19 protein-coding genes are annotated in these 22,213 nt (G+C 69.3%); 14 read left to right on the top strand and 5 right to left on the bottom strand.

Annotated features, from left to right (window positions below):
- Positions 1-2: 2 nt before the first annotated feature.
- From tpiA to ACFV6H_RS13860, 7 genes are all read left to right on the top strand, one after another.
- Positions 3-779, top strand: a complete 777-nt coding sequence (tpiA, locus tag ACFV6H_RS13830) for a triose-phosphate isomerase (RefSeq protein ID WP_384786265.1) — start codon at positions 3-5, stop codon at positions 777-779.
- A gap of 244 nt (positions 780-1,023) precedes the next feature.
- On the top strand, positions 1,024-1,254 hold the full coding sequence (secG, locus tag ACFV6H_RS13835) for a preprotein translocase subunit SecG (protein WP_046495616.1): 231 nt from the start codon (positions 1,024-1,026) through the stop codon (positions 1,252-1,254).
- Positions 1,255-1,425: 171 nt separating this feature from the next.
- Entirely contained in the window at positions 1,426-1,761 is a 336-nt protein-coding gene (locus ACFV6H_RS13840; RefSeq protein WP_003976875.1) for an RNA polymerase-binding protein RbpA, read from the top strand.
- 224 nt (positions 1,762-1,985) lie between these two features.
- Positions 1,986-3,638, top strand: a complete 1,653-nt coding sequence (pgi, locus tag ACFV6H_RS13845) for a glucose-6-phosphate isomerase (protein WP_385541622.1) — start codon at positions 1,986-1,988, stop codon at positions 3,636-3,638.
- On the top strand, positions 3,628-4,140 hold the full coding sequence (locus tag ACFV6H_RS13850) for a PH domain-containing protein (RefSeq protein WP_384979600.1): 513 nt from the start codon (positions 3,628-3,630) through the stop codon (positions 4,138-4,140). Before pgi ends, ACFV6H_RS13850 begins: the two co-directional genes overlap by 11 nt.
- Complete coding sequence (locus ACFV6H_RS13855; RefSeq protein WP_385541374.1) at positions 4,137-5,759, top strand: PH domain-containing protein; 1,623 nt, start codon at positions 4,137-4,139, stop codon at positions 5,757-5,759. Before ACFV6H_RS13850 ends, ACFV6H_RS13855 begins: the two co-directional genes overlap by 4 nt.
- 84 nt (positions 5,760-5,843) lie before the next feature.
- Positions 5,844-6,683, top strand: a complete 840-nt coding sequence (locus tag ACFV6H_RS13860; protein WP_385541376.1) for a poly-gamma-glutamate hydrolase family protein — start codon at positions 5,844-5,846, stop codon at positions 6,681-6,683.
- An 88-nt stretch (positions 6,684-6,771) separates the two neighbouring features.
- On the opposite strand, the gene pgl is transcribed toward ACFV6H_RS13860, so the two are convergent.
- From pgl to tkt, 5 genes are read right to left on the bottom strand one after another with little or no spacing between them, the layout of a single operon-like run.
- Positions 6,772-7,554: a 6-phosphogluconolactonase gene (gene pgl / locus ACFV6H_RS13865; RefSeq protein ID WP_384786273.1), complete on the bottom strand. Its 783-nt coding sequence runs from the start codon at positions 7,552-7,554 to the stop codon at positions 6,772-6,774.
- Complete coding sequence (gene opcA / locus ACFV6H_RS13870) at positions 7,551-8,597, bottom strand: glucose-6-phosphate dehydrogenase assembly protein OpcA (protein ID WP_384979595.1); 1,047 nt, start codon at positions 8,595-8,597, stop codon at positions 7,551-7,553. The genes pgl and opcA overlap by 4 nt, the downstream gene beginning before the upstream one ends.
- On the bottom strand, positions 8,594-10,126 hold the full coding sequence (zwf, locus tag ACFV6H_RS13875) for a glucose-6-phosphate dehydrogenase (RefSeq protein ID WP_384979592.1): 1,533 nt from the start codon (positions 10,124-10,126) through the stop codon (positions 8,594-8,596). Before zwf ends, opcA begins: the two co-directional genes overlap by 4 nt.
- A 5-nt stretch (positions 10,127-10,131) precedes the next feature.
- Positions 10,132-11,250: a transaldolase gene (gene tal / locus ACFV6H_RS13880; protein ID WP_093599227.1), complete on the bottom strand. Its 1,119-nt coding sequence runs from the start codon at positions 11,248-11,250 to the stop codon at positions 10,132-10,134.
- A gap of 34 nt (positions 11,251-11,284) precedes the next feature.
- Positions 11,285-13,360: a transketolase gene (gene tkt, locus ACFV6H_RS13885; protein WP_385541379.1), complete on the bottom strand. Its 2,076-nt coding sequence runs from the start codon at positions 13,358-13,360 to the stop codon at positions 11,285-11,287.
- Between the two features lie 327 nt (positions 13,361-13,687).
- On the opposite strand from tkt, the gene ACFV6H_RS13890 reads away from it, so the two are divergent.
- The 7 genes from ACFV6H_RS13890 to ACFV6H_RS13920 all read left to right on the top strand — a co-directional run bounded on the left by ACFV6H_RS13890 (position 13,688) and on the right by ACFV6H_RS13920 (position 22,176).
- Positions 13,688-14,635 (top strand): heme o synthase, encoded by a 948-nt coding sequence (locus ACFV6H_RS13890; protein WP_384781990.1) that lies wholly within the window; start codon positions 13,688-13,690, stop codon positions 14,633-14,635.
- A 131-nt stretch (positions 14,636-14,766) separates the two neighbouring features.
- Positions 14,767-15,174: a hypothetical protein gene (locus ACFV6H_RS13895; protein WP_385541381.1), complete on the top strand. Its 408-nt coding sequence runs from the start codon at positions 14,767-14,769 to the stop codon at positions 15,172-15,174.
- A 145-nt stretch (positions 15,175-15,319) separates the two neighbouring features.
- Positions 15,320-16,432, top strand: a complete 1,113-nt coding sequence (locus ACFV6H_RS13900) for an amidohydrolase (protein ID WP_385541383.1) — start codon at positions 15,320-15,322, stop codon at positions 16,430-16,432.
- A 222-nt stretch (positions 16,433-16,654) separates the two neighbouring features.
- Entirely contained in the window at positions 16,655-18,844 is a 2,190-nt protein-coding gene (locus ACFV6H_RS13905; protein ID WP_385541384.1) for a glycoside hydrolase family 27 protein, read from the top strand.
- A 134-nt stretch (positions 18,845-18,978) separates the two neighbouring features.
- The gene (locus ACFV6H_RS13910; RefSeq protein ID WP_384781981.1) at positions 18,979-20,268 is read left to right on the top strand and encodes an ABC transporter substrate-binding protein; all 1,290 of its coding nucleotides are present in this window, start codon (positions 18,979-18,981) and stop codon (positions 20,266-20,268) included.
- A gap of 136 nt (positions 20,269-20,404) precedes the next feature.
- Positions 20,405-21,286, top strand: a complete 882-nt coding sequence (locus tag ACFV6H_RS13915) for a carbohydrate ABC transporter permease (RefSeq protein ID WP_385541624.1) — start codon at positions 20,405-20,407, stop codon at positions 21,284-21,286.
- Complete coding sequence (locus tag ACFV6H_RS13920; RefSeq protein ID WP_385541387.1) at positions 21,286-22,176, top strand: carbohydrate ABC transporter permease; 891 nt, start codon at positions 21,286-21,288, stop codon at positions 22,174-22,176. Before ACFV6H_RS13915 ends, ACFV6H_RS13920 begins: the two co-directional genes overlap by 1 nt.
- Positions 22,177-22,213 lie beyond the last annotated feature (37 nt).

Raw genomic sequence — 22,213 nt, forward strand, 5'->3', positions numbered from 1 at the left:
AAATGAGCACCCGTACCCCGCTGATGGCGGGCAACTGGAAGATGAACCTCAACCATCTTGAGGCCATCGCCCATGTCCAGAAGCTCGCCTTCGCACTGACGGACAAGGACTACGACGCCGTCGAGGTCGCCGTGTTGGCGCCCTTCACCGATCTGCGGTCCGTGCAGACCCTGACCGACGGCGACAAGCTCAAGATCAAGTACGGCGCCCAGGACATCTCGGCGCACGACTCCGGCGCGTACACCGGCGAGATCTCGGGCCCGATGCTGTCCAAGCTGAAGTGCACCTATGTCGCCGTCGGTCACTCCGAGCGCCGGCAGTACCACGCCGAGACGGACGAGATCTGCAACGCCAAGGTGAAGGCCGCGTTCAAGCACGGGCTGACGCCGATCCTCTGTGTGGGCGAGGGCCTGGACATCCGCAAGGCCGGTGACCAGGTCTCCTACACGCTCGCCCAGCTCGACGGCGGCCTCAAGGACATCCCGGCCGAGCAGGCCGAGTCCGTGGTGATCGCGTACGAGCCGGTGTGGGCCATCGGCACCGGCGAGGTCGCCACTCCCGAGGACGCCCAGGAGGTCTGCGGAGCGATCCGCGGACGGCTGGCCGAGCTGTACTCGCAGGAGCTGGCCGACCAGGTCCGGATCCAGTACGGCGGCTCGGTGAAGTCCGGGAATGTCGCCGCGATCATGGCGCAGCCCGATGTGGACGGCGCCCTGGTGGGCGGCGCGGCGCTGGACGCCGACGAGTTCGTCAAGATCGTCCGGTTCCGGGACCAGTAAGGACCGGTAAGAGCCAGTAAGGGCCGGTCGGCGACCGGTCAGCACAGGGTTCCGGAATCGGTAAGCACGGGTTCCGGGACCGGTAAGTATGCGGCGGCTCGGATCCGTCGTACCCTTGCGGGGGCCGGCTCGGGACGGTGGAACATCTCCCGGCGGGTCCCCGCAGTCCATATCGGAACCATCGGGTCTGACTCCCAGATCCCGCCGGTTCTGCCCGTCCGAGGAAGTTGGTCCAGCCGTGGTAATGGGGTTCTCGATCGCCCTCATCGTCTTCAGCCTGCTGATGATGCTGCTCGTGCTGATGCACAAGGGAAAGGGCGGCGGCCTCTCCGACATGTTCGGTGGCGGAATGCAGTCGTCCGTCGGTGGTTCCTCGGTCGCCGAGCGTAACCTCGACCGCATCACCGTGGTTGTCGGTCTGCTGTGGTTCGCGTGCATTGTCGTTCTTGGTCTGCTGCTGAAGCTGGACAGCTAGACACACGTACGGTACGGCGTCGCGGGCGCGGCCTATCATGAGGTTCCGCGCCGGGCGGCAGGGGGTAACTCCCTTCACTGGACGCGCGTTGGGCCTTACGTAGACTGGGGCGCCCGGCAGCGGAGCTGCCTATCGATGCTTTGCGGCACCATCACGCAGGGAGTTACGACCGTGGCAAGTGGCAACGCGATCCGGGGAAGCCGGGTCGGAGCGGGGCCGATGGGTGAGGCCGAGCGTGGCGAGTCCGCGCCGCGCCTGCGCATCTCCTTCTGGTGCTCCAACGGGCACGAGACGCAGCCGAGCTTCGCCAGTGACGCACAGGTTCCGGAGACGTGGGACTGCCCGCGCTGTGGATTCCCGGCCGGTCAGGACCGGGACAATCCGCCGGACCCGCCGCGCACCGAGCCGTACAAGACGCACCTCGCCTATGTACGGGAGCGACGCAGCGACGCGGACGGCGAAGCGATCCTCGCCGAAGCGCTCGCCAAACTGCGCGGCGAGATCTAGTCACGAGATCTGGACGCATCAGGATCTGGACATAACGAGATCCGGAAGCATCTGGATCTGGACATACTTCGGCCGGCCGGACACCCAACAGGTGTCCGGCCGGTTTGTTCTGCCTCGTCCGTGGCTCGTGTCGTCCCGTCGCCGCGCGGTCACCCTGATCGCATAGGTTGGTCGGGCAGCAGGGCACGCACACACGCACGAGAAGAAGTGGACCGATGTCCGAGATGAACGCAGAAGGCCGTACCAGGCTCACCCGGACGCCCGAGTGGAACGCGCTCGGCAAGCACCGTGAACAGCTCGGGCAGACGCATCTGCGGGAGCTGTTCGCCGCCGATCCGGCGCGCGGCACCGGCTACACCCTCAAGGTGGGCGATCTCCACCTGGACTACTCCAAGCACCTGGTGACCGACGAGACGCTGACGCTCCTTCGTGAGCTGGCCGCGGCGACCGGCGTGGCGGAGCTGCGGGACGCGATGTTCCGCGGCGAGAAGATCAACACCACCGAGGACCGCGCCGTACTGCACACGGCGCTGCGCGCTCCGCGCGACGCCGTCATCGAGGTGGACGGCGAGAATGTCGTACCGGCGGTGCACGCCGTACTCGACAAGATGAGCGCGTTCGCCGACCGGATCAGGTCCGGCGAGTGGACCGGGCACACCGGGCGTCCCATCAAGAACGTGATCAACATCGGTATCGGCGGCTCCGACCTCGGTCCCGCGATGGCCTACGAAGTGCTCCGTTCCTTCACCGACCGTGATCTCACGGTCCGTTTCGTCTCCAATGTGGACGGCGCGGATCTGCACGAGGCCGTACGGGATCTGGATCCGGCCGAGACGCTCTTCGTCATCGCGTCCAAGACCTTCACCACCATCGAGACCATCACCAACGCCACCTCGGCCCGCTCCTGGCTGCTGACCGAGCTGGGCGCCGGGCAGGAGGCCGTCGCCAAGCACTTCGTGGCGCTCTCCACCAACGCCGGCAAGGTCGCCGAGTTCGGTATCGACACGGCCAACATGTTCGAGTTCTGGGACTGGGTCGGCGGGCGCTACTCGTACGACTCGGCCATCGGCCTCTCGCTGATGATCGCGATCGGTCCCGACCGGTTCCGGGAGATGCTCGACGGCTTCCATCTCGTGGACGAGCACTTCCGTACCGCGCCGCCGGAGGCCAACGCGCCTCTGCTGCTGGGCCTGCTGGGCATCTGGTACGGATCGTTCTTCGACGCCCAGTCGCATGCCGTCCTGCCCTACAGCCACTATCTGTCGAAGTTCACCGCGTATCTCCAGCAGCTCGACATGGAGTCCAACGGCAAGTCGGTGGACCGGGAGGGCCGGCCGGTCGAATGGCAGACCGGACCCGTGGTCTGGGGCACTCCGGGCACCAACGGGCAGCACGCGTACTACCAGTTGATCCACCAGGGCACCAAGGTCATCCCGGCCGACTTCATCGGCTTCGCCCGGCCCGTGGACGATCTGCGGCCCGGTCTGGTCGCGCAGCACGATCTGCTGATGGCCAACTTCTTCGCGCAGACGCAGGCGCTGGCCTTCGGCAAGACGCCGGAGGAGGTACGGGCCGAGGGCGTGCCGGAGGAGCTGGTGCCGCACAAGACCTTCCGCGGCAACCATCCGACGACCACGATCCTCGCCGAGACGCTCACCCCGTCCGTGCTGGGCCAGCTCATCGCGCTCTACGAGCACAAGGTGTTCGTCCAGGGCGCCGTCTGGAACATCGACTCCTTCGACCAGTGGGGCGTCGAGCTGGGCAAGGTGCTCGCCAAGCGGATCGAGCCCGTGCTCACCGGTGAGGAGTCCGGCGACCAGCTCGACGGTTCGACCGCGGCGCTGGTCGCCACGTACCGTTCACTGCGTGGCCGCTGAACCGGTGGCGGAGGGGGCCCGGCGGCTCCGGCCGCCCGACAACACACTGAACGAACGCGCCATCGGCTGGTGGCGCGTGCAGTGGCTGACGCTGACCGTGGCGGTGGCGGGAGTACTGGCCGTGCTGGGAGCGCTCATCGCTCCCGCACGGCCGTGGCTGCTGGTCCCGGCCGCCGTGCTGGCGGTGCTCGGCCTTCTCTGTACGGCGCTGATACCCGTGTGGTGGTTCAGGGTGCACCGCTGGGAGGTGACGGAGGAGGCGGTCTATGTCCGTACCGGCTTCTTCTGGCAGGAGTGGCGGATCGCGCCGATGTCCCGGATACAGACCGTGGACACCGTGCGCGGTCCGCTGGAGCAGCTCTTCAGGCTTTCGACGGTGATCGTCACCACCGCGTCGTCCAAGGGATCGGTCCAGATCGCAGGGCTCGACCACGAGCTGGCCGCTGAGCTGGCCGAGCGGCTGACCAGGATCACCGAGGCGACTCCCGGGGACGCCACATGAGTGAGAGCGCAGAGACCGCGGCGGGCCTGGGCTCAGCGGACCTGGGCTCGGACTCAGCGGACCTGGGCTTGGACTCGGGGACGGCCGTGGAGGCCGTGGCGGCCGGTGAAGAGGCCTGGCGGCGGCTCGACCGGCGCACTGTGCTGGTCACCGTGGCGGTCATGACGGGATTCGTCGTGGGCGCCGGTGTGCCGGCCGCCATAGGTCTGTCGGGCAGCCGCCCGGTCGGAGAGGCGCTCGGCTGGGTACTGGCGGGCGCCGCGCTGCTGATCGTCTTCGGCACGGCCGGTGACTATGTCCGCTGGCGCCGTACCCGGTACCGCATCGGGCCCGAGCGCGCCGAGCTGCACACAGGTCTCTTCCTGGTCAAACGGCGTTCGCTGGCGCGCGAGCGGATACGTACGGTCGATCTCACGGCCAATCTGCTGCTCCGGCTGCTCGGGCTGGTGAAGGTCCGGATAGGGACCGGTGAGCAGACCCTTGGCGAGTCCACACTGGAGCTCGATCCGGTCACCAGGGCCGAGGGCGAACGGCTCCGTACGGAACTGCTCGGCCGGGCCGCCGAGGCGGACGGTACGGCCGGAGGCGCCGGTGAAGGCATGCTGGCGGCGCTCGATCCGGGCTGGATCCGGTACGCGCCGCTCTCCTTCCTCAGTCTGGCGCTGGCCGGCGCGGGCATCGGCGGACTGCTCCAGCTCAGCGAGTGGCTCGGTGTGCAGGGCCGAGTGGTCCACTGGGCGGGCGACCGGGTGCGGGACATCTCTCCCGTCTGGGGGATCGTGCTGTTCGTCGGGCTGATGGTGGCCGCCGGGATCGCGGGCGTCGTCGGCGCGCTCGCCCTCTGGATCGAGATGTGGTGGAACTACCGGCTGGAGCGGGAGCCCGGAGGCACTCTGCGGGTCCGGCGCGGGCTGTTCACCTCCCGCTCGGTCTCCATCGAGGAGCGGCGGCTGCGCGGAGTGGAGCTGGTCGAGCCGCTCGGTGTCCGGCTGGCCGGCGCGGCCAGGCTGGACGCGATCGCCACGGGCCTCGCGCAGGACGAGGAGGACGAGCAGGCCGACCAGAAGAGCCTGCTGCCGCCCGCGCCGCGCGCCGTGGCGGACGAGGTGGCGGCGCGGATACTGCGGGAGCCCGCCTCCCCGACGCGGACCGTCCAACTGGTCCCGCACCCTCGCGCGGCCCGTGCGCGCAGGCTGCGCTGGGCCCTGTCCGCCGCACTGCCGCCGCTGCTGCTCCTCACGGTCCTCGGACTGCTGCTGACCGAGGTGCTGCTGACCGTCGCGGCGGTGATCGCCGTGGTCGTCCTGCCGGTCGCCGTACTGCTCGCGCTCGACGCGTACCGCAATCTGGGCCATGGCCTCGGCGGCGGCTATCTGGTGACCCGCTCGGGCACACTGCGCCGTACGACGGTCGCCCTCCAGCGCGGCGGAGTGATCGGCTGGACGGTCCGGCAGTCCTACTTCCAGCGCCGTGCGGGCCTGCTGACGCTGACGGCGACCACGGCCGCCGGAGGCGGCGCGTACCACGTGTACGACACGGCGGAGGGCGAGGGCCTGGCCTTCGCGGCGGAGGCCGTTCCCGGACTGCTGGAGCCCTTTACGATCAGTTCTGATCAGTGAGTGATCTTTTCCGGTCCGGCCGACCGGGAAGGGCGGCGCGGGAAAGGCCTCGCCTTTGCGGCGGGAGATCCGGATCATGGAGACATGACACAGACCAGCCGTCGCACAGTCCTGGCCGCCCTGGCCACCGCCGCCGTGAGCGGGCCTCTGCTGACCGGAGTCGGCGCCTCACCCGCGTACGCGGCCGACGACTACGCGTCCAACACGGACCTCTACACCCAGCTCGCGGGCCGGGAGGGCCTGGACTTCGCCCGCCGCTACAAGCGGCACGAGACCTTCGACAACAGCCTCGGTACGGTCTACCGCTATCCACGCACCGCCATCCTGGCGCTGCACGGCGGCGGCATCGAACCCGGGACCTCGGAGCTGTGCCTCGGCATAGCCGGCTACCACCCGGCCACCTTCGCGGTCACACCGGCGGGTGGCCCGGTGTACGACTACTGGATGTTCGAAGGGCTCCTGTCCACCGGCAACGGGACGATGCATGTCACCGCGTCGCACTGCGACGACACCGTCGCGCTCTCCCTGGCGGCCGGCAGCCTCAACGTACTGAGCATCCACGGCTGTCGGGCCGACCAGACCAGCGCGCCCGCGAACCGTCCCGAGGCCGTCGTGGTGGGCGGTCGCAACGACCGCTTCAAGCAGCTGCTGCACTCGGCGTTCGGCGCGGCCGGATTCCAGACGATCGACGGCTCGACCTTGCCGGACCTCGCCGGAGTGCAGACCCAGAACATCGCCAACCGGACACTCCTGGGCATGGGAGGCCAGTTGGAGATCACCACCGAGCTGCGCGAGAGCATGTTCGGCACCTTCACCCGGGCGGGACGTCCCGGCTCCACCAACGCGGTCTTCGACAGCTTCGTGGGAGCGGCCCGTACCGCGATCGCGAATCTGGAGGCGACCGCCGAGCAGATCATCCTCTGACTGCCGGACTGATATGGACTGATACGCGAAGGCCCGGTCCGCCTGAAGGAGACGAACCGGGCCTTCGTAGAACCGAACTGACGGACCGTCAGGCCGAGGCCGGCGGATAGAGGTCGCGCGGCAGCCCCGAGGCCGCCGCCGCGTCCAGCAGCCACAGAGTGCGGCTCCTGCCGTACGCGCCCGCCGCCGGAGCCTGGATCTCTCCCGCGCCCGACAGGGCGATCTCCGCCGCCTTCGCCTTGTCCTCGCCCGCCGCGAGCAGCCAGACCTCATGGGCCGCGCGGATCGCGGGCAACGTGAGCGAGATACGGGTCGGCGGCGGCTTGGGAGCGCCGTGCACGGCGACCACCGTGCGCTCGGTCTCCCGTACGCCGGGCAGCTCCGGGAAGAGCGAGGCGACATGTGTGTCGGGCCCGACTCCCAGCATCAGGACGTCGAACGTCGGCACCGGACCATGGTCCTCCGGCCGGGACGCCGCGGCGAGCTCCGTGGCGTACGCGGCTGCCGCGGCCTCCACATCGCTGCCGTACGGACCGTCCGAGGCCGGCATCGCGTGCACCCGGGACGGATCCAGCGGCACCGAGTCGAGCAGCGCCTCCCGTGCCTGGGTGATGTTCCGCTCCGGATCGCCCTCCGGCAGGAAGCGCTCGTCTCCCCACCACAGATCCAGCCGTGCCCAGTCGATCGCGTCCCGGGCGGGCGCCGCCGACAGCGCGGCCAGCAGCCCGTTGCCGTTGCGTCCGCCCGTCAGCACCACCGAGGCGGAGCCCCGGGCGGCCTGGGCGTCCACGACCTTGGTGATCAGCCGGGCCGCCGCGGCCTGGGCCATCAGCTCCTTGTCCCGGTGGACGACCACCTGCGGGGCACTCACTTGGACGCCGCCTTCTTGGCCGGAGCCTTCTTCGCCGGGCCGGCCGCGGCCGTGTCCGCCGTATCGGAGCCGCTCGCGCCTGAGCCGTTGGAGGCTCCGGCGGACGATGTGTCCGCCGCGCCGGCCAGCCGCTCGACACCGAACCGCAGGGCCGACGCGTAGATGTCGTCCGGATCCAGCCGGCGCAGCTCCTCCGCGATCAGCTCGGAGGTGCCCCGCCGCTTCAGCGCCACCGCGCGGTCCGGCTGGCCCTCGATGGAGAGCGTCGCCAGCGAGCCGTCCGCCCGGTGCAGACTGATCGGACCGCAGCTCGTCTCCAGCCGTACGGCCGTCAGGCCCGGCCCCGAGGAGACGGAGCGCCGAACCGGTACGTGCAGCCGGTCGGCCAGCCACATGGCCAGCAGCTCGGAGCTCGGATTGTGCTGCTCGCCCTCCACCTCCACCGAGGTGACCGCGCAGTCCACCTGGTCCAGCGCGGCGGCCAGCATCGAGCGCCAGGGTGTGATCCGCGTCCAGGCCAGATCCGTGTCGCCGGGCGTGTACGCGTCGGCGCGTACCGTCAGCTCCTCGGTCGGGTTCTCCGCCGCGTGGGTGTCCGTGACCCGGCGTTGCGCCAGCTTGCCCAGCGCGTCCTTGGCCGGATTGACCGGCGCGTTCACCGGCCACCACACGACGACCGGCGCGTCGGGCAGCAGCAGCGGCAGCACCACCGACTGGGCGTGGTCGATGACCTCGCCGTACAGCCGCAGGACGACCGTCTCGCCGGTGCCCGCGTCCGCGCCCACCCGTACCTCGGCGTCCAGCCGCGCCTTGGACCGTTCGCGCGCCGAGCGCGAGACCCGCTTGACGACGACCAGCTTGCGCGACGGATGCTCGCGGGACGCCTCGTCGGCGGCCCTGAGCGCGTCGTACTGGTTCTCCTCGTCGGTGACGATGACCAGGGTGAGGACCATGCCGACGGCGGGTGTGCCGATCGCCCGGCGCCCTTGCACCAATGCCTTGTTGATCTTGCTGGACGTGGTGTCCGTAAGGTCGATCTTCATGGCCGGCGCCAGCTCCGTCCGTCTCGTGCGAGCATTTCGTCCGCCTCGACCGGACCCCAGGTCCCGGACTCGTACTGCGCGGGCCTGCCGTGCTTCTCCCAGTGCTCCTCGATCGGATCGAGGATCTTCCAGGACAGCTCGACCTCCTCCAGGCGCGGGAAGAGGTTCGAGTCGCCGAGCAGCACATCGAGGATGAGCCGCTCGTACGCCTCGGGGCTGGACTCCGTGAAGGACTCGCCGTACGCGAAGTCCATCGAGACGTCCCGGACCTCCATCGAGGTGCCCGGCACCTTGGAGCCGAACCGCATCGTCACACCCTCGTCCGGCTGCACCCGGATGACCAGGGCGTTCTGCCCGAGCTCCTCCGTGGAGGTGTGGTCGAACGGAGAGTGCGGAGCGCGCTGGAAGACCAGTGCGATCTCGGTGACCCGGCGGCCGAGCCGCTTTCCGGTACGGAGATAGAACGGGACGCCCGCCCAGCGGCGGTTGTCGATCTGCAGCTTCACCGCGGCATAGGTGTCGGTCTTCGACCTGCTGTCGATCCCGTCCTCTTCGAGATAGCCGACGGCCTGCTGGCCGCCCTGCCAGCCCGCCGCGTACTGCCCGCGCACGGTGTCCGCGCCCAGGTCCTTGGGCAGCCGCACCGCGCCCAGCACCTTGGTCTTCTCCGCGACCAGCGCGTCCGCGTCGAAGGAGGCGGGCTCCTCCATGGCGGTCAGCGCGAGCAGCTGGAGAAGGTGGTTCTGGATGACATCGCGGGCGGCGCCGATGCCGTCGTAGTAGCCGGCCCGGCCGCCGATGCCGATGTCCTCGGCCATGGTGATCTGGACATGGTCGACATACGACCGGTTCCAGATCGGCTCGAAAAGAGTGTTGGCGAAGCGCAGCGCCAGAATGTTCTGGACGGTCTCCTTGCCCAGATAGTGGTCGATCCGGAAGACCTCGTTGGACGGGAAGACCTCGTGGACGACCTTGTTGAGCTGCTTCGCCGAGGTCAGATCGTGGCCGAACGGCTTCTCGATGACCGCGCGCCGCCAGGAGCCCTCCTTCTGGTCCGCCAGCCCGTGCTTCTTGAGCTGCTGGACGACCTGCGGGAAGAACTTGGGCGGTACGGAGAGATAGAACGCGAAGTTGCCGCCGGTGCCCTGCGTCTTGTCGAGGTCCGCGATCGTCGCCCGCAGATTCTCGAACGCGTCGTCGTCGCCGAAGTCGCCCTGGACGAAGCGCATCCCCTGAATGAGCTGCTGCCAGACCTCCTCACGGAACGGCGTACGCGCGTGCTCCTTGACGGCGTCGTGGACCTCCTGCGCGAAGTCTTCGTCCTGCCACTCGCGGCGTGCGAAACCGACCAGCGAGAAGCCCGGCGGGAGCAGACCGCGGTTGGCCAGGTCGTAGATCGCGGGCATCAGCTTCTTGCGGGACAAATCGCCCGTGACACCGAAGATGACCAGGCCCGACGGCCCCGCGATACGCGGGAGCCGTCGGTCCGCGGCGTCACGGAGCGGATTCGCTCCGTGGGTTGCGGTCAAGGGGATCAGCCCTCCGAAGGGGCGAGGCGCTTCAGCTCCGCCTCGGTCGACTTGAGCAGGTCGTTCCAGGACACCGCGAACTTCTCGACGCCCTCGTCCTCCAGCTGCTGGACGACGTCGTCGTACGAGATGCCCAGCGCGGCGACAGCTGCCAGATCCGCACGCGCCTGGTCGTACGTACCGCGCACCGTGTCACCGGTGATGGCGCCGTGGTCGGCGGTGGCGTCCAGAGTCGCCTCCGGCATGGTGTTCACCGTGTTCGGGGCCACCAGCTCGTCGACGTACAGCGTGTCCTTGTACGCCGGGTCCTTCACACCGGTCGAGGCCCACAGCGGACGCTGCTTGTTGGCCTGCGCCCGGTCCAGGGCCGCCCAGCGGTCGGAGGCGAAGACCTCTTCGTACGCCTCGTACGCGAGACGCGCGTTGGCCAGGGCCGCCTTGCCGCGGGCCTCCTTGGCCTCGGGCGTGCCCAGCGCGTCGAGCCGCTTGTCGATCTCCGTGTCCACGCGGGACACGAAGAAGGACGCCACCGAGTGGATCTTGGAGAGATCGAGGCCGGCGGCCTTGGCCTTCTCCAGACCCGAGATATAGGCGTCCATGACCTCGCGGTAACGCTCCAGCGAGAAGATCAGCGTGACATTGACACTGATGCCCCGGCCGATGGTCTCGGTGATGGCCGGGAGACCGGCCTTCGTCGCCGGGATCTTGATCAGGGTGTTGGGACGGTCCACCAGCCAGGCGAGCTGCTTGGCCTCGGCGATCGTCGCCTCGGTCTTGTGTGCCAGGCGCGGGTCGACCTCGATGGAGACCCGGCCGTCCTGGCCCTGCGTCGCGTCGAAGACCGGACGCAGGATGTCGGCGGCGTCACGGACGTCCGCCGTGGTGATCATGCGGACGGCCTCCTCGACGGTGACCTTGCGGACCGCGAGATCGGCGAGCTGGGCGTCGTAGCCGCTGCCCTGGGAGATCGCCTTCTGGAAGATCGACGGGTTCGTGGTCACGCCCACCACATGCTGCTGATCGATCAGTTCGGCGAGATTGCCGGTCGTGATGCGCGTGCGCGACAGGTCGTCGAGCCAGATCGCGACGCCTTCGTCGGAGAGGCGCTTGAGTGCGTCTGTCATAAGAGTTGCATCTCCTACTGTTCGTATACGGGTGTCAGCGCGCCGAATCCGTCAGAGATTCCCGGGCCGCGGCAGCCACCGCCTCCGCGGTGAAGCCGAACTCGCGGAAGAGGACCTTGCCGTCGGCCGAAGCTCCGAAGTGCTCCAGCGACACGATGCGGCCGGCCTGACCCACATACCGGTACCAGGTCAGTCCGATGCCGGCCTCGACCGCCACCCGCGCCTTGACGGAAGGCGGCAGAACACTGTCCTTGTACGCCTGGTCCTGCTCGTCGAACCACTCGACCGAAGGCATCGAGACAACTCGCGTCGGGATGCCGTCGGCCTGGAGCTGCTCACGCGCCGCCACGGCGAGCTGCACCTCGGAGCCCGTACCGATCAGTACGACCTGAGGAGCGCCGCCCTCGGCGTCGAACAGCACATAACCGCCCTTGGCCGCCTCGTCGTTGGGCTCGTACGTCGGCACGCCCTGGCGGGTGAGCGCCAGACCGTGCGGAGCGCCCTTGTCGTGCCGCCTGAGGATCTCGCGCCAGGCGACCGCGGTCTCGTTGGCGTCGGCCGGGCGGACGATGTTCAGCCCGGGGATGGCGCGCAGCGCGGCGAGGTGCTCGACGGGCTGATGGGTCGGACCGTCCTCGCCCAGACCGATCGAGTCATGCGTCCAGACATAGGTGACGGGCACCCGCATCAGCGCCGCCAGCCGTACGGCCGGGCGCATGTAGTCGGAGAACACCAGGAAAGTGCCGCCGTAGATACGGGTGTTGCCGTGCAGCGCGATGCCGTTCATCGTCGAGCCCATGGCGTGCTCGCGGATGCCGTAGTGCACCGTGCGGCCGTACGGATCGGCTCCCGGCAGCGGATTGCCCACCGGGAGGAACGACGACGTCTTGTCGATGGTGGTGTTGTTCGAGCCCGCCAGGTCGGCGGAGCCGCCCCACAGCTCGGGAATGACCGCGCCGAGCGCCTGGAGCACCTTGCCGGACGCGGCACGCGTGGCGACCGACTTGCCGGCCTCGAACGCCGGGAGCTTCTCCTCCCAGCCTGTGGGCAGTTCACCGGCCCTGATGCGGTCGAACGTCGCCGCGCGCTCCGGATTGGCGGTGCGCCACGCGGCGAAGGACTTCTCCCACTCGCCGCGGACCTCACGGCCCCGGTCCAGGGCCTCACGGGTATGCGCGAGCACCTCGTCGGAGACGTCGAAGGACTTCTCCGGGTCGAAGCCGAGGACCTTCTTGGTCGCGGCGACCTCCGCGTCGCCGAGCGCCGAGCCGTGCGCGGCCTCGGTGTTCTGCGCGTGCGGAGCGGGCCAGGCGATGATCGAACGGGCCGCGATGAAGGAGGGACGCTCGGTCTCGGCCTGTGCGGCCTTCAGCGCCCGGTAGAGCCCGGCCGGGTCGAGATCGCCGTCGGGGAGCTGCTCGACGCGCTGGACGTGCCAGCCGTAGGCCTCGTACCGCTTGAGGGTGTCCTCGGAGACCGCGGTCTCCGTGTCGCCCTCGATCGAGATGTGGTTGTCGTCCCAGAGCAGCACCAGATTGCCCAGCTTCTGGTGGCCGGCCAGCGAGGACGCCTCGGCGGAGATGCCCTCCTGGAGACAGCCGTCACCGGCGATCGCCCAGATGGTGTGGTCGAACGGTGAGGTGCCCGCCGGTGCGTCCGGGTCGTACAGACCGCGCTCGTAACGGGCGGCCATCGCCATGCCCACCGCGTTCGCGACACCCTGGCCGAGCGGGCCCGTGGTGGTCTCGACACCGACGGTGTGCCCGTACTCCGGGTGGCCCGGAGTCTTCGAGCCCCAGGTGCGGAACGACTCCAGATCGCTCAGCTCCAGGCCGTAACCGGCCAGATAGAGCTGGATGTAGAGAGTCAGGCTGGAGTGGCCGGCCGAGAGGACGAACCGGTCGCGCCCGGTCCACCGGGCATCGGCGGGATCGTGCCGCATGAGCTTCTGGAAGAGCACATAGGCGGCAGGGGCCAGGCTCATGGCCGTACCGGGATGGCCGTTGCCGACCTTCTGTACGGAATCCATGGCCAGGACACGAACGGTATCGACCGCCCGGCGGTCCAGTTCGGTCCACTCTAGGTCTGTGGTGGTCGGCTTGGTGCTCACCCTGAGTCAGGGCTCCTCTCCACATGTCCAATCCCGGTGTCTGAGGGCGCACCGGTTCGTTGTCGAGCCTACCCTCGTAGCCCGGCCCAACCTTTCCCGTGCGTAACCAGGGTGCGGCGGTGGGATGGACTTCGCCTCTCGGCAGCCTCCCGGCAGGCATACGGACGCTTCCGGGCCCGCCGCGACGGCTCTGCGGGCGCCCCGGATGCCATCCCAACCCCCGCGAAGATCGGCATCTGGGCAACGTCTAGAGTGGCGTGGTACGCGCAAGTCATCACCGGGGCCGCAGGCCCGGAGCTTGCTGGGATTTCTCTGTCAGGGGTGTGCGTGACGGCCGTCGAGTCCCGACCCGCTGGGGTCGTCCAGACTCCGAGTCCGGGAGGCCATCGGCCGTTCGGGGCCCGTGTCAAAGCATTCGTGGCGCTGACCAAGCCGCGGATCATCGAGCTGCTGCTCATCACCACCGTTCCGGTGATGTTCCTGGCCGCCGGGAGCGTGCCCGATCTGTGGCTGGTGGTCACCACATGTGTCGGCGGCTATCTCTCCGCCGGTGGCGCCAACGCGCTGAACATGTACATCGACCGTGACATCGACGCGCTCATGGACCGTACGTCACAGCGTCCTCTGGTGACCGGCATGGTCTCGCCCCGCGAGGGACTGGTCTTCGGCCTCACCCTGACCGTGGGCTCGACGCTCTGGTTCGGTTTCCTGGTCAACTGGCTGTCGGCGGCGCTCTCCCTGGGCGCGCTCCTCTTCTATGTCGTCGTCTACACGATGATCCTCAAGCGCCGTACCGCGCAGAACATCGTCTGGGGCGGGATCGCCGGCTGTATGCCGGTGCTGATCGGCTGGTCCGCCGTCACCGGCTCGATGTCCTGGGCCGCCGTCATCCTCTTCCTTGTCATCTTCTTCTGGACGCCGCCGCACTACTGGCCGCTGTCGATGAAGGTGAAGGCGGACTACGTGCGCGCGGGCGTGCCGATGCTCCCGGTCGTCGCGACCAACCGTGTGGTGGCCCGCCAGATCGTCCTCTACAGCTGGGTGATGGTCGCCGTCTCGCTGCTGCTGACGCCGCTGGGCTACACCGGCTGGTTCTACACGGCGGTGGCGCTGGCGGCGGGCGGCTGGTGGCTGTGGGAGGCACACGGACTGCACGCCCGTGCCAAGGCCGGCGAGACGGGCGGCAAGCTCAAGGAGATGCGGCTCTTCCACTGGTCCATCACGTATGTGTCGCTGCTCTTCGTGGCGGTGGCGGTGGATCCCTTCCTGCGTTAGCCCACCACTCCTGCGTTAGCCCACCGCCGGGCCGCGGGACTCCCTCCAGAACTCGCGACGGGCGGGACGCGTGGCCGATGCCACGCTTCCTGCCCGTCGCCCGTTGATCTACCCGTGGGTAGCATCAAGTTATGGCAGAGACCCAGCAGATTGATCCGAGCGACCAGAGCGACGAGAGCGGCCAGGGCGCCGAGGGCGGCGAGAGCAGGGCCCCGGACCGGCGGGCGGCGCGCGCGGAGCGCAGGGCCGCGCGGCTGGCCAGGCAGATCGGCGCCTTCGCCCAGCGGCACGGCGGCGCGGAGGGCCAGCTCGCCTATCTCGGACAGTCGGGCACCCGCATCGTGCTCGTCGGTGAGGACGGCGGCTGGGGCGATCTCGTCGCTCCCACCTACGCCGTCGCGCGCAGCGCCGCCGAGAAGGCCGGGCTCACGCTGCACGAGTCCTTCGACGGAGAGCTCGCGGCCAAGGTCCGCACTGGTCCGTACGAGTGGAAGAGGATGGCCGGGATCCAGCTCGGCGGCCGGCACGGGAGCCGCTGACAGGCCCGTCTTTCGGACCGGGCCGCGGCGTCAACGGTGAGGTGTCAACGGCCCGCGCGGTGGGCGGTCGCGCGGCGCCCGGGCGCCACCCGAGCGCGACTTACCCGTTAGGACGTGTAGGAGTACGTCCACGACGGGAATCCTGATGATCGAAACTGCGTCCCTGGTGGACCAGTACTGCCACGGTGTGCTCCGCAGAGAGCTGGGCCTCGGCACCTTCGAGGCCCAGTTGGGCAGGACGGCGGGACCGCCCGCCGCGGGCACCACCTTCTTCGACACCCAGACCGGATTCGCGGTACGCCGCTGGTGCCCGCCCGTGCTCGGCCTCGAACCGCACTGCCAGCCGGCCCGCTATCTGGCCCGCCGCCGGGAGCTGGGCGTACTGGAGGCGGGCAGACGGCTGCTGCGCTCCACCGGGATCGCCACCTATCTGGTGGACACCGGGCTGCCCGGCGATCTGACCGGGCCGGACGAGATCGCCTCGGCCGGCGCGGCCGAGGCCCGTGAGATCGTCCGGCTCGAACCGCTCGCCGAGCGCGTCGCCGATGACGCGGGCGGTGTCGGCACCTTTCTCGCTGCTCTCGCGGAGTCCGTGCACACCGCCGCCGCCTCGGCCGTCGCCTTCAGTTCCGTCGCCGGGATCCGGCACGGTCTCGCGCTGGCGCCCGAGCCGCCCGGGCCCGGCGAGGTGCGCGGTGCGGCCGATCGCTGGCTGGCCGGGCGTCCGGCCGGTGCACCGCTCACCGATCCGGTGCTGCTCCGCCATCTGCTGTGGACCGCCGTCGGCTCCGGGCTTCCGTTGCAACTGCACACGGGAAGTGCCGGAGTCCTTCCGTCGGCCGGACGCTCCGATCCGCTGCCGCTGACCGGCTTCGCGGCGGCCACGGCCGGGCTCGGTACCGATCTCGTACTGCTCGGCGCCTATCCGTACCACCGGCACGCGGCCCAGCTCACCGGATTCTTCCCGCATGTGTACGCGGATCTGGGGCCCGCCCTCGCGTATACGGGCGCGCGGGCCACGGCCGTACTCGCGGAGATCCTGGAGCTCGCGCCGTTCGGGAAGCTGCTGTTCTCCAGCGGTGCGCGCGGGCTGCCCGAGCTGCATGTGGTGGGAGCGCGGGTGTTCCGGGAGGCGCTGGAGCGGGTGCTCGGCGGCTGGGTGGCCGACGGCGCATGGGCGCCCAGGGACGCCCAGCGCGTTGCCGGAATGATCGCGTCCGGCAATGCCCGCCGTCTCTACCGGCTGCTGGGCGACTGACGGACCGTCGGTCACTCCTGCAAACCGATACGGGACGAGAGCGCACCGAAGCTTGTTTCACTTAATTAGTAATTATCGTTGACAGGGTCGGGCCGTCGGGTCACAGTCTTCGTCGTGGCGCCGCCGCCGCGCTCTCGGGACGGGAGGGCGGTCAGACACGGCCTAGTGGCGCCCATGGACCCCAATCCTCGGGAGACACAGTTGACTTCGCATCGTGCAGGGATGGTGCGTGCCCGGCGGGCCGGAGCGGTTCTCGGAGTCGCCGCGCTGGCCGGGGCGGCGATGCCCATGGCGCACGCCGTCGAGCCGGACGCTTCCGCCCCACGGATCTCCGCGCAGCGCACCGCCGAAAAGCCGCGCGCCGCGGACGACCAGGGCGCGCCCACGTACTACGACAGCGGGCTGGCACCCACGCCGTACATGGGCTGGAACACCTACTACGGTCTGGGCGCCCCGACCGAGAGCGCGGTGAAGGACGTCGCCGACTATCTCGTCAGCAGCGGCCTCAAGAGCAGCGGCTACGACATCGTCTGGCTGGACGGCGGCTGGCAGGCCGACAATCCCCGGGACGGCCGAGGACGGCTGGCCGCGCACCCGGACCGCTTTCCCTCCGGCATACCCGCGCTGGTGACCTATCTCCATCAGCGCGGACTCAAGGCCGGCATCTACACCGACGCCGGTGAGTACGACGGCGGCAAGAGCTGCGGTCTCGGCAGCCGTGGCCACTACACCGAGGACGCCAGGCAGTTCGCGGACTGGAAGATCGACGCGATCAAGGTCGACTTCCTCTGCGGTATCGGCGCGAAGCTCGATCCGGGCCCGGCGTTCAAGGAGTTCAGCGACGCGGTCGCCACATCCGGCCGGCGGATGCTGCTGAATCTGTGCAATCCGCTCACCGACGACTGGGGACTGCCGCACACGCCGGCGCAGGACGCGCACAACGCGTATGTCTACGGCCCGACGATCGCCGACTCCTGGCGCACCGGCACCGACCTCGCGTTCGGCACGCCCTACCCGGGCAACTGGACCAATATCCTGCGCAGCGCCGACGCCAACGCCTGGCATCCCGAGGCGCAGGGCCCGGGCCACTACAACGATCCCGACTATCTGCTCCCGATGCGCAAGACCGCGGACGGCTCGTACGAGCTCAACGAGGAGGAGTCCACCAGCCAGTTGGTGCTGTGGGCCGAGATGGGCGCACCGCTGGTCATCGGCTCCGATCCGCGTACCCTTCCCCAGTCGATGATCGACACACTGCGCAATCCCGAGATCCTCGCCGTCGACCAGGATCCGCTGGCCGTCCAGGGCGTACGGATCGCCACCGACGCCACCGGCGATGTCTACAGCAAGGTGCTCCAGGGCGCGGGCAAGCGCGCGGTGGTGCTGCTCAACCGCTCCGAGCGGCCGGCCGAGCGCACGGTGACCTTCGCCGACGCGGGACTGAGCGGTCAGGTCGCGGTACGGGATCTGCGCGCCAGGAAGAGCGCCGGGACGCACACCGGCTCGTACACCGTGACGGTTCCCGCACACGGCACGGCCTTCCTCCGGCTGTCCGGTACGGACCAGGCTCCCGGCGTGCCGCTCGGCGTACCGTCCTCGGCGGATCCCGCGCTGGTGGCGGACGGCGCCGGCGTACTGACCGCCTTCACGCGGGGTACGGACGGTTCGCTGCGGCAGCAGACGGGACGCGACGGCGACTGGCCGACGCGTACCACCGCACTGGGCGGACCGACGCACGGCCGGATTCTCGGCCAGCCCGCCGCGTACGCCTCCGAAGGCGGCAGGATTGATGTCTTCGTACGCGGCACGGACAACGCCGCCTACCGGCGCACCTCCGTCGCCGGGCACTGGGGGCCGTGGCAGAAGCTCGGCGGCACACTCACGGACGCGCCCGGTGTCGCCTTCCGCGGCCCGGACGACTGGACGCTCTTCGCCCGTGGCGAGGACGGCACCATCTCCTCGCGCGGACCGTCGGGCGGTCCTTCGGCACACTGGACCGCGCTCGGGACGCCGGAGGGCCTGGCGGTGTACGGACGTCCTTCGGCCGTCACCGACTCGGCGGGCCTGACCCATCTCGCCGTACGCACCGCCGACGACGCGGTGTGGACGAGGACGCGGGACGGCTCCGGAGCCTGGTCGGCGTGGTCCTCGCTGGGCGGGACCATCAGCGGCAGCCCGACTCTCGTGGCGTCGGGGAACACCGTGCACCTGTTCGCGAGGGCGAGTGACTACACCCTCTGGACCCGTTCGTACCGGACGGACAGTGCCGACGGCTGGGGCGGCTGGTCAAAGCGTGACGAGTTCAAGAGCGATGTGTTCCGGGGCGCCCTCGGCGCCACCGCAGGTCCGGACGGCCGGGTGCTGACCGTCTTCCGAGGCGTGGGCGACCGCGTCCACCAGAGCGGTCTCTGACCGCGCCGTATCGCACCGGCCGCACCACACCGTAGCCCTGGGTGGGGCCCTGTCCAGGGCCCCACCCAGGCAAACCCCACACCCTCCGCAGTCCACGCCCCCACAGACTTTTCGAGCCATCAGGGAGCACTTCCATGAACAGTTCAGCCCCCAGCCGCCGCCGGTTCCTGGCGGGCACCGGAGCGGTCGGCGCCGCCGCGTTCCTGAGCGGCTGTGTCACCTCGGGACCCAGCGCCAAGACCTCCTCCGGCGGCGGCCCGGTCACCCTTCAGTCCAACCTCTCCTCGCCGCAGGCGAAGAAGGCCATGGAGGATCTCGTCGCCGCGTTCAACAAGCGCGGCGGCGCCGAGGCCTCGCTCAACACCGTCGCCTCCGAGACCTTCCGCACCCAGCTGCCGACGTATCTGACCTCGGCCCAGCCGCCGGACCTGCTGACCTGGTATCCCGGCTCGGTGGCGGACTCGTACGCCAAGAAGGATCTGCTGCTCGACATCAGCGACCTCTGGGAGAAGCCCGAACTCTCGGGCTACAGCGAGGCCCTCAAGAAGCTGTGCACCTCCTCGGCGGGCAAGAAGGTCTTCGTACCGGCCACCTACTACTGGTGGGGCTGCTTCTACCGGAAGTCCAACTTCGCCAAGTGGGGCGTACAGGAGCCGAAGACCTGGGACGAGTTCCTCGATCTGTGCGACACGCTCAAGTCCAAGGGCGTCGCGCCGATCGGGATCGGCGCCGGCGGTAACACGGCCTGGGTCGCGTCCTCCTGGTTCGACTACCTCAACATCCGGATCAACGGCGCGCAGTACCACCGCGACCTCCTCGCAGGAAAGCACCGCTTCGACGATCCCGAGGTCCGCAAGGTCTTCGACCGGTGGAGCGAGGCCCTGCCGTACTTCGATCCGAACGGTACGGCGCTGGCCTTCCAGGACGCCACCACCGCGCTGCTCCAGGGCCGTACGGGACTGATGCTCATCGGTACCTTCTTCGCGGACTCCGCGCCCAAGGACCAGCTCGACGACATCGACTTCTTCCGCTTCCCGGTCATCGACCCGAAGGTGCCTCTGGCGGAGGAGGGCCCTACGGACGGCTACTTCGCCAGCGCCCGTACCGGCCACAAGGATGAAGTCAGGGAGCTGATGACCTATATGGCCACCGTCGAGGCGCAGGAGATCTATCTCAAGGGCTCCTCCGGCACCGCGCTGCCCACCAATCCGAAGGCCAAGGACACCGGGACACCGCTGGTCAAGAAGGGCCGCGCGCTGATAGAGAGCGCGGCGGACGTCACCCAGTTCTTCAACCGCGACTCCAGCGACGCCCTCCAGCCCACGGCGGACACCGCGCTCACCCGCTTCCTCGCCAAGCCCAAGGAGATCAACTCGATCCTCACCACCTGGCAGCGGGACGCCCAGAAGATCTGGGGACAGTGAGGTGACGGCACTGACCGCGCCCAGGGCCGGGCGGCGCGGAGACCGGAAACGGCCGGGAGGCAGCGGGCCCGGAGGCCGAGGACGGCAGGGCGGCGACAAGCTGCCGGGCGGCGGCGGACGGCCGGCAGGCAGCGGGCTGCTGGGCGGCCGAGGCGCGACACGCGTCAGGCCCGTCGTCCTTGTCTTCGTGCTCGTACCGCTGCTCGCCGAGGCCTTCTGGGTGTTCTGGCCGGCGGTCCAGGGCTTCTATCTCTCCCTGACGAACTGGGACGGAGTCTCGGCACCGTCGTTCGTCGGACTCGCCAACTACCGCGAGATGTTCGGCGACAGCGTCTTCCGTACGGCCCTGCTCGACACCGTGCTGTGGCTGCTGCTCTTCGGCGGTCTCTCCGTGATTCTCGGCCTCGGCGCGGCCCTGCTGCTCCAGCAGGAGCGGCGCGGGATCGGCTTCTACCGGGCGGCCCTCTTCCTGCCCGTGGTGTTCTCGCTCACCGCCACCGCCCTGGTGTGGCAGGCGATGTACCAGCCCGACGGGCTGATCAACAACACGCTCGAAGCCGTCGGGCTCGGCAGTCTGCGCCATGCCTGGCTGGCCGATCAGAACACCGCCCTCTACGCGGTGATCGTGCCCGCGCTGTGGCGCCAGATCGGCTATGTGATGGTGCTCTATCTCGCCGGTCTCAAGGGCATCGACCCGGTGCTCTACGAGGCGGCGAAGGTCGACGGCGCCACGCGCCGGCAGCAGTTCCGGCACATCACGCTGCCGCAGCTCCGCAGCGTCAACGCGGTGGTCCTGTCGGTGATCGTCATCGACTCGCTGCGCTCGTTCGACGTGGTCTGGGCGCTCACCCGAGGCGGTCCGTACCACTCCTCGGAGCTGCTCAGCACCTATATGTACTCCACCGCCTTCCAGTCGCTGCGGCTGGGATACGGCTCCGCACTCGCGGTCGTGATCTTCGTGCTGGCCTTCGGAGTCATCGTGTCCTATCTCGTCCGCGCCTTCCGGGAGGCCGACTGATGAGCGTCACCCGAGCCAACACGCCGTCGGCCTCGCCCGCTCCGGCGTCCGGCGGGAGCCGGGCCCGGCGCCGCGTGTGGTCCACCGTCGGCTTCCATCTCGGCGCGGGCGCGCTGTCCGTGCTGTGGCTGGTGCCGATCGTCCTCGTCCTCGTCACCAGCACACGGTCCTTCGACGACATCGCCGCCAACGGCCTCGGCAGCCTGCCGCACTCCTTCACCCTGAGCGGCTTCGGCCAGGCGTGGACCGACGGCGGCCAGGCCCGCGCGCTCGCCAACAGCCTGCTCGTGACCGTGCCGACCGTGCTGCTGTCGCTCGCGCTGGCCTCGCTGGCGGCCTTCGGACTCGCCCGTTACGACCTGCCGCTGCGCCGTACGCTGCTGCTTCTGATGCTCGGCGGCAATCTGCTGCCTCCGCAGATCCTGCTGATCCCGGTCTCCAAGATCAGCGAGTCACTCGGGCTGTACGACTCGCTGTACGCGCTGATAGGCGTCCAGGTCGGCTTCGGCGTCGGCTTCTACGTCTTCGTGCTGCACGGCTTCATGCGCTCCATCCCGCCCGAGATCCAGCAGGCCGCCGTCATCGACGGCGCGAGCCCGTGGCAGATCTACCGGCGCATCATCATGCCGCTGACCACGCCGGCCCTCGCCGCGCTCAGCGCGCTCTCCTTCACCTGGATCTTCAACGATCTGCTGTGGGCGATCACCGTGCTGCGTACGGACACCAAGATGCCGATCACGGCCTCGCTCATCGGCCTCCAGGGCCAGTACGTGTCGATGTGGAACGTGATCGCGGCCGGTTCGGTGATCGCGGCGGCGCCGACCGTGATCGTATTCCTGCGGTTCCAGCGGCACTTCGTCGCCGGACTCAATCTGGGAGCAGTCAAGTGACCACGCACGACCCGAGCGCGTACGACCTGAACGTGCC

Origin of the sequence: Streptomyces sp. NPDC059743 (assembly GCF_042732975.1) — a bacterium.
Classification (GTDB): Bacteria; Actinomycetota; Actinomycetes; order Streptomycetales; family Streptomycetaceae; genus Streptomyces.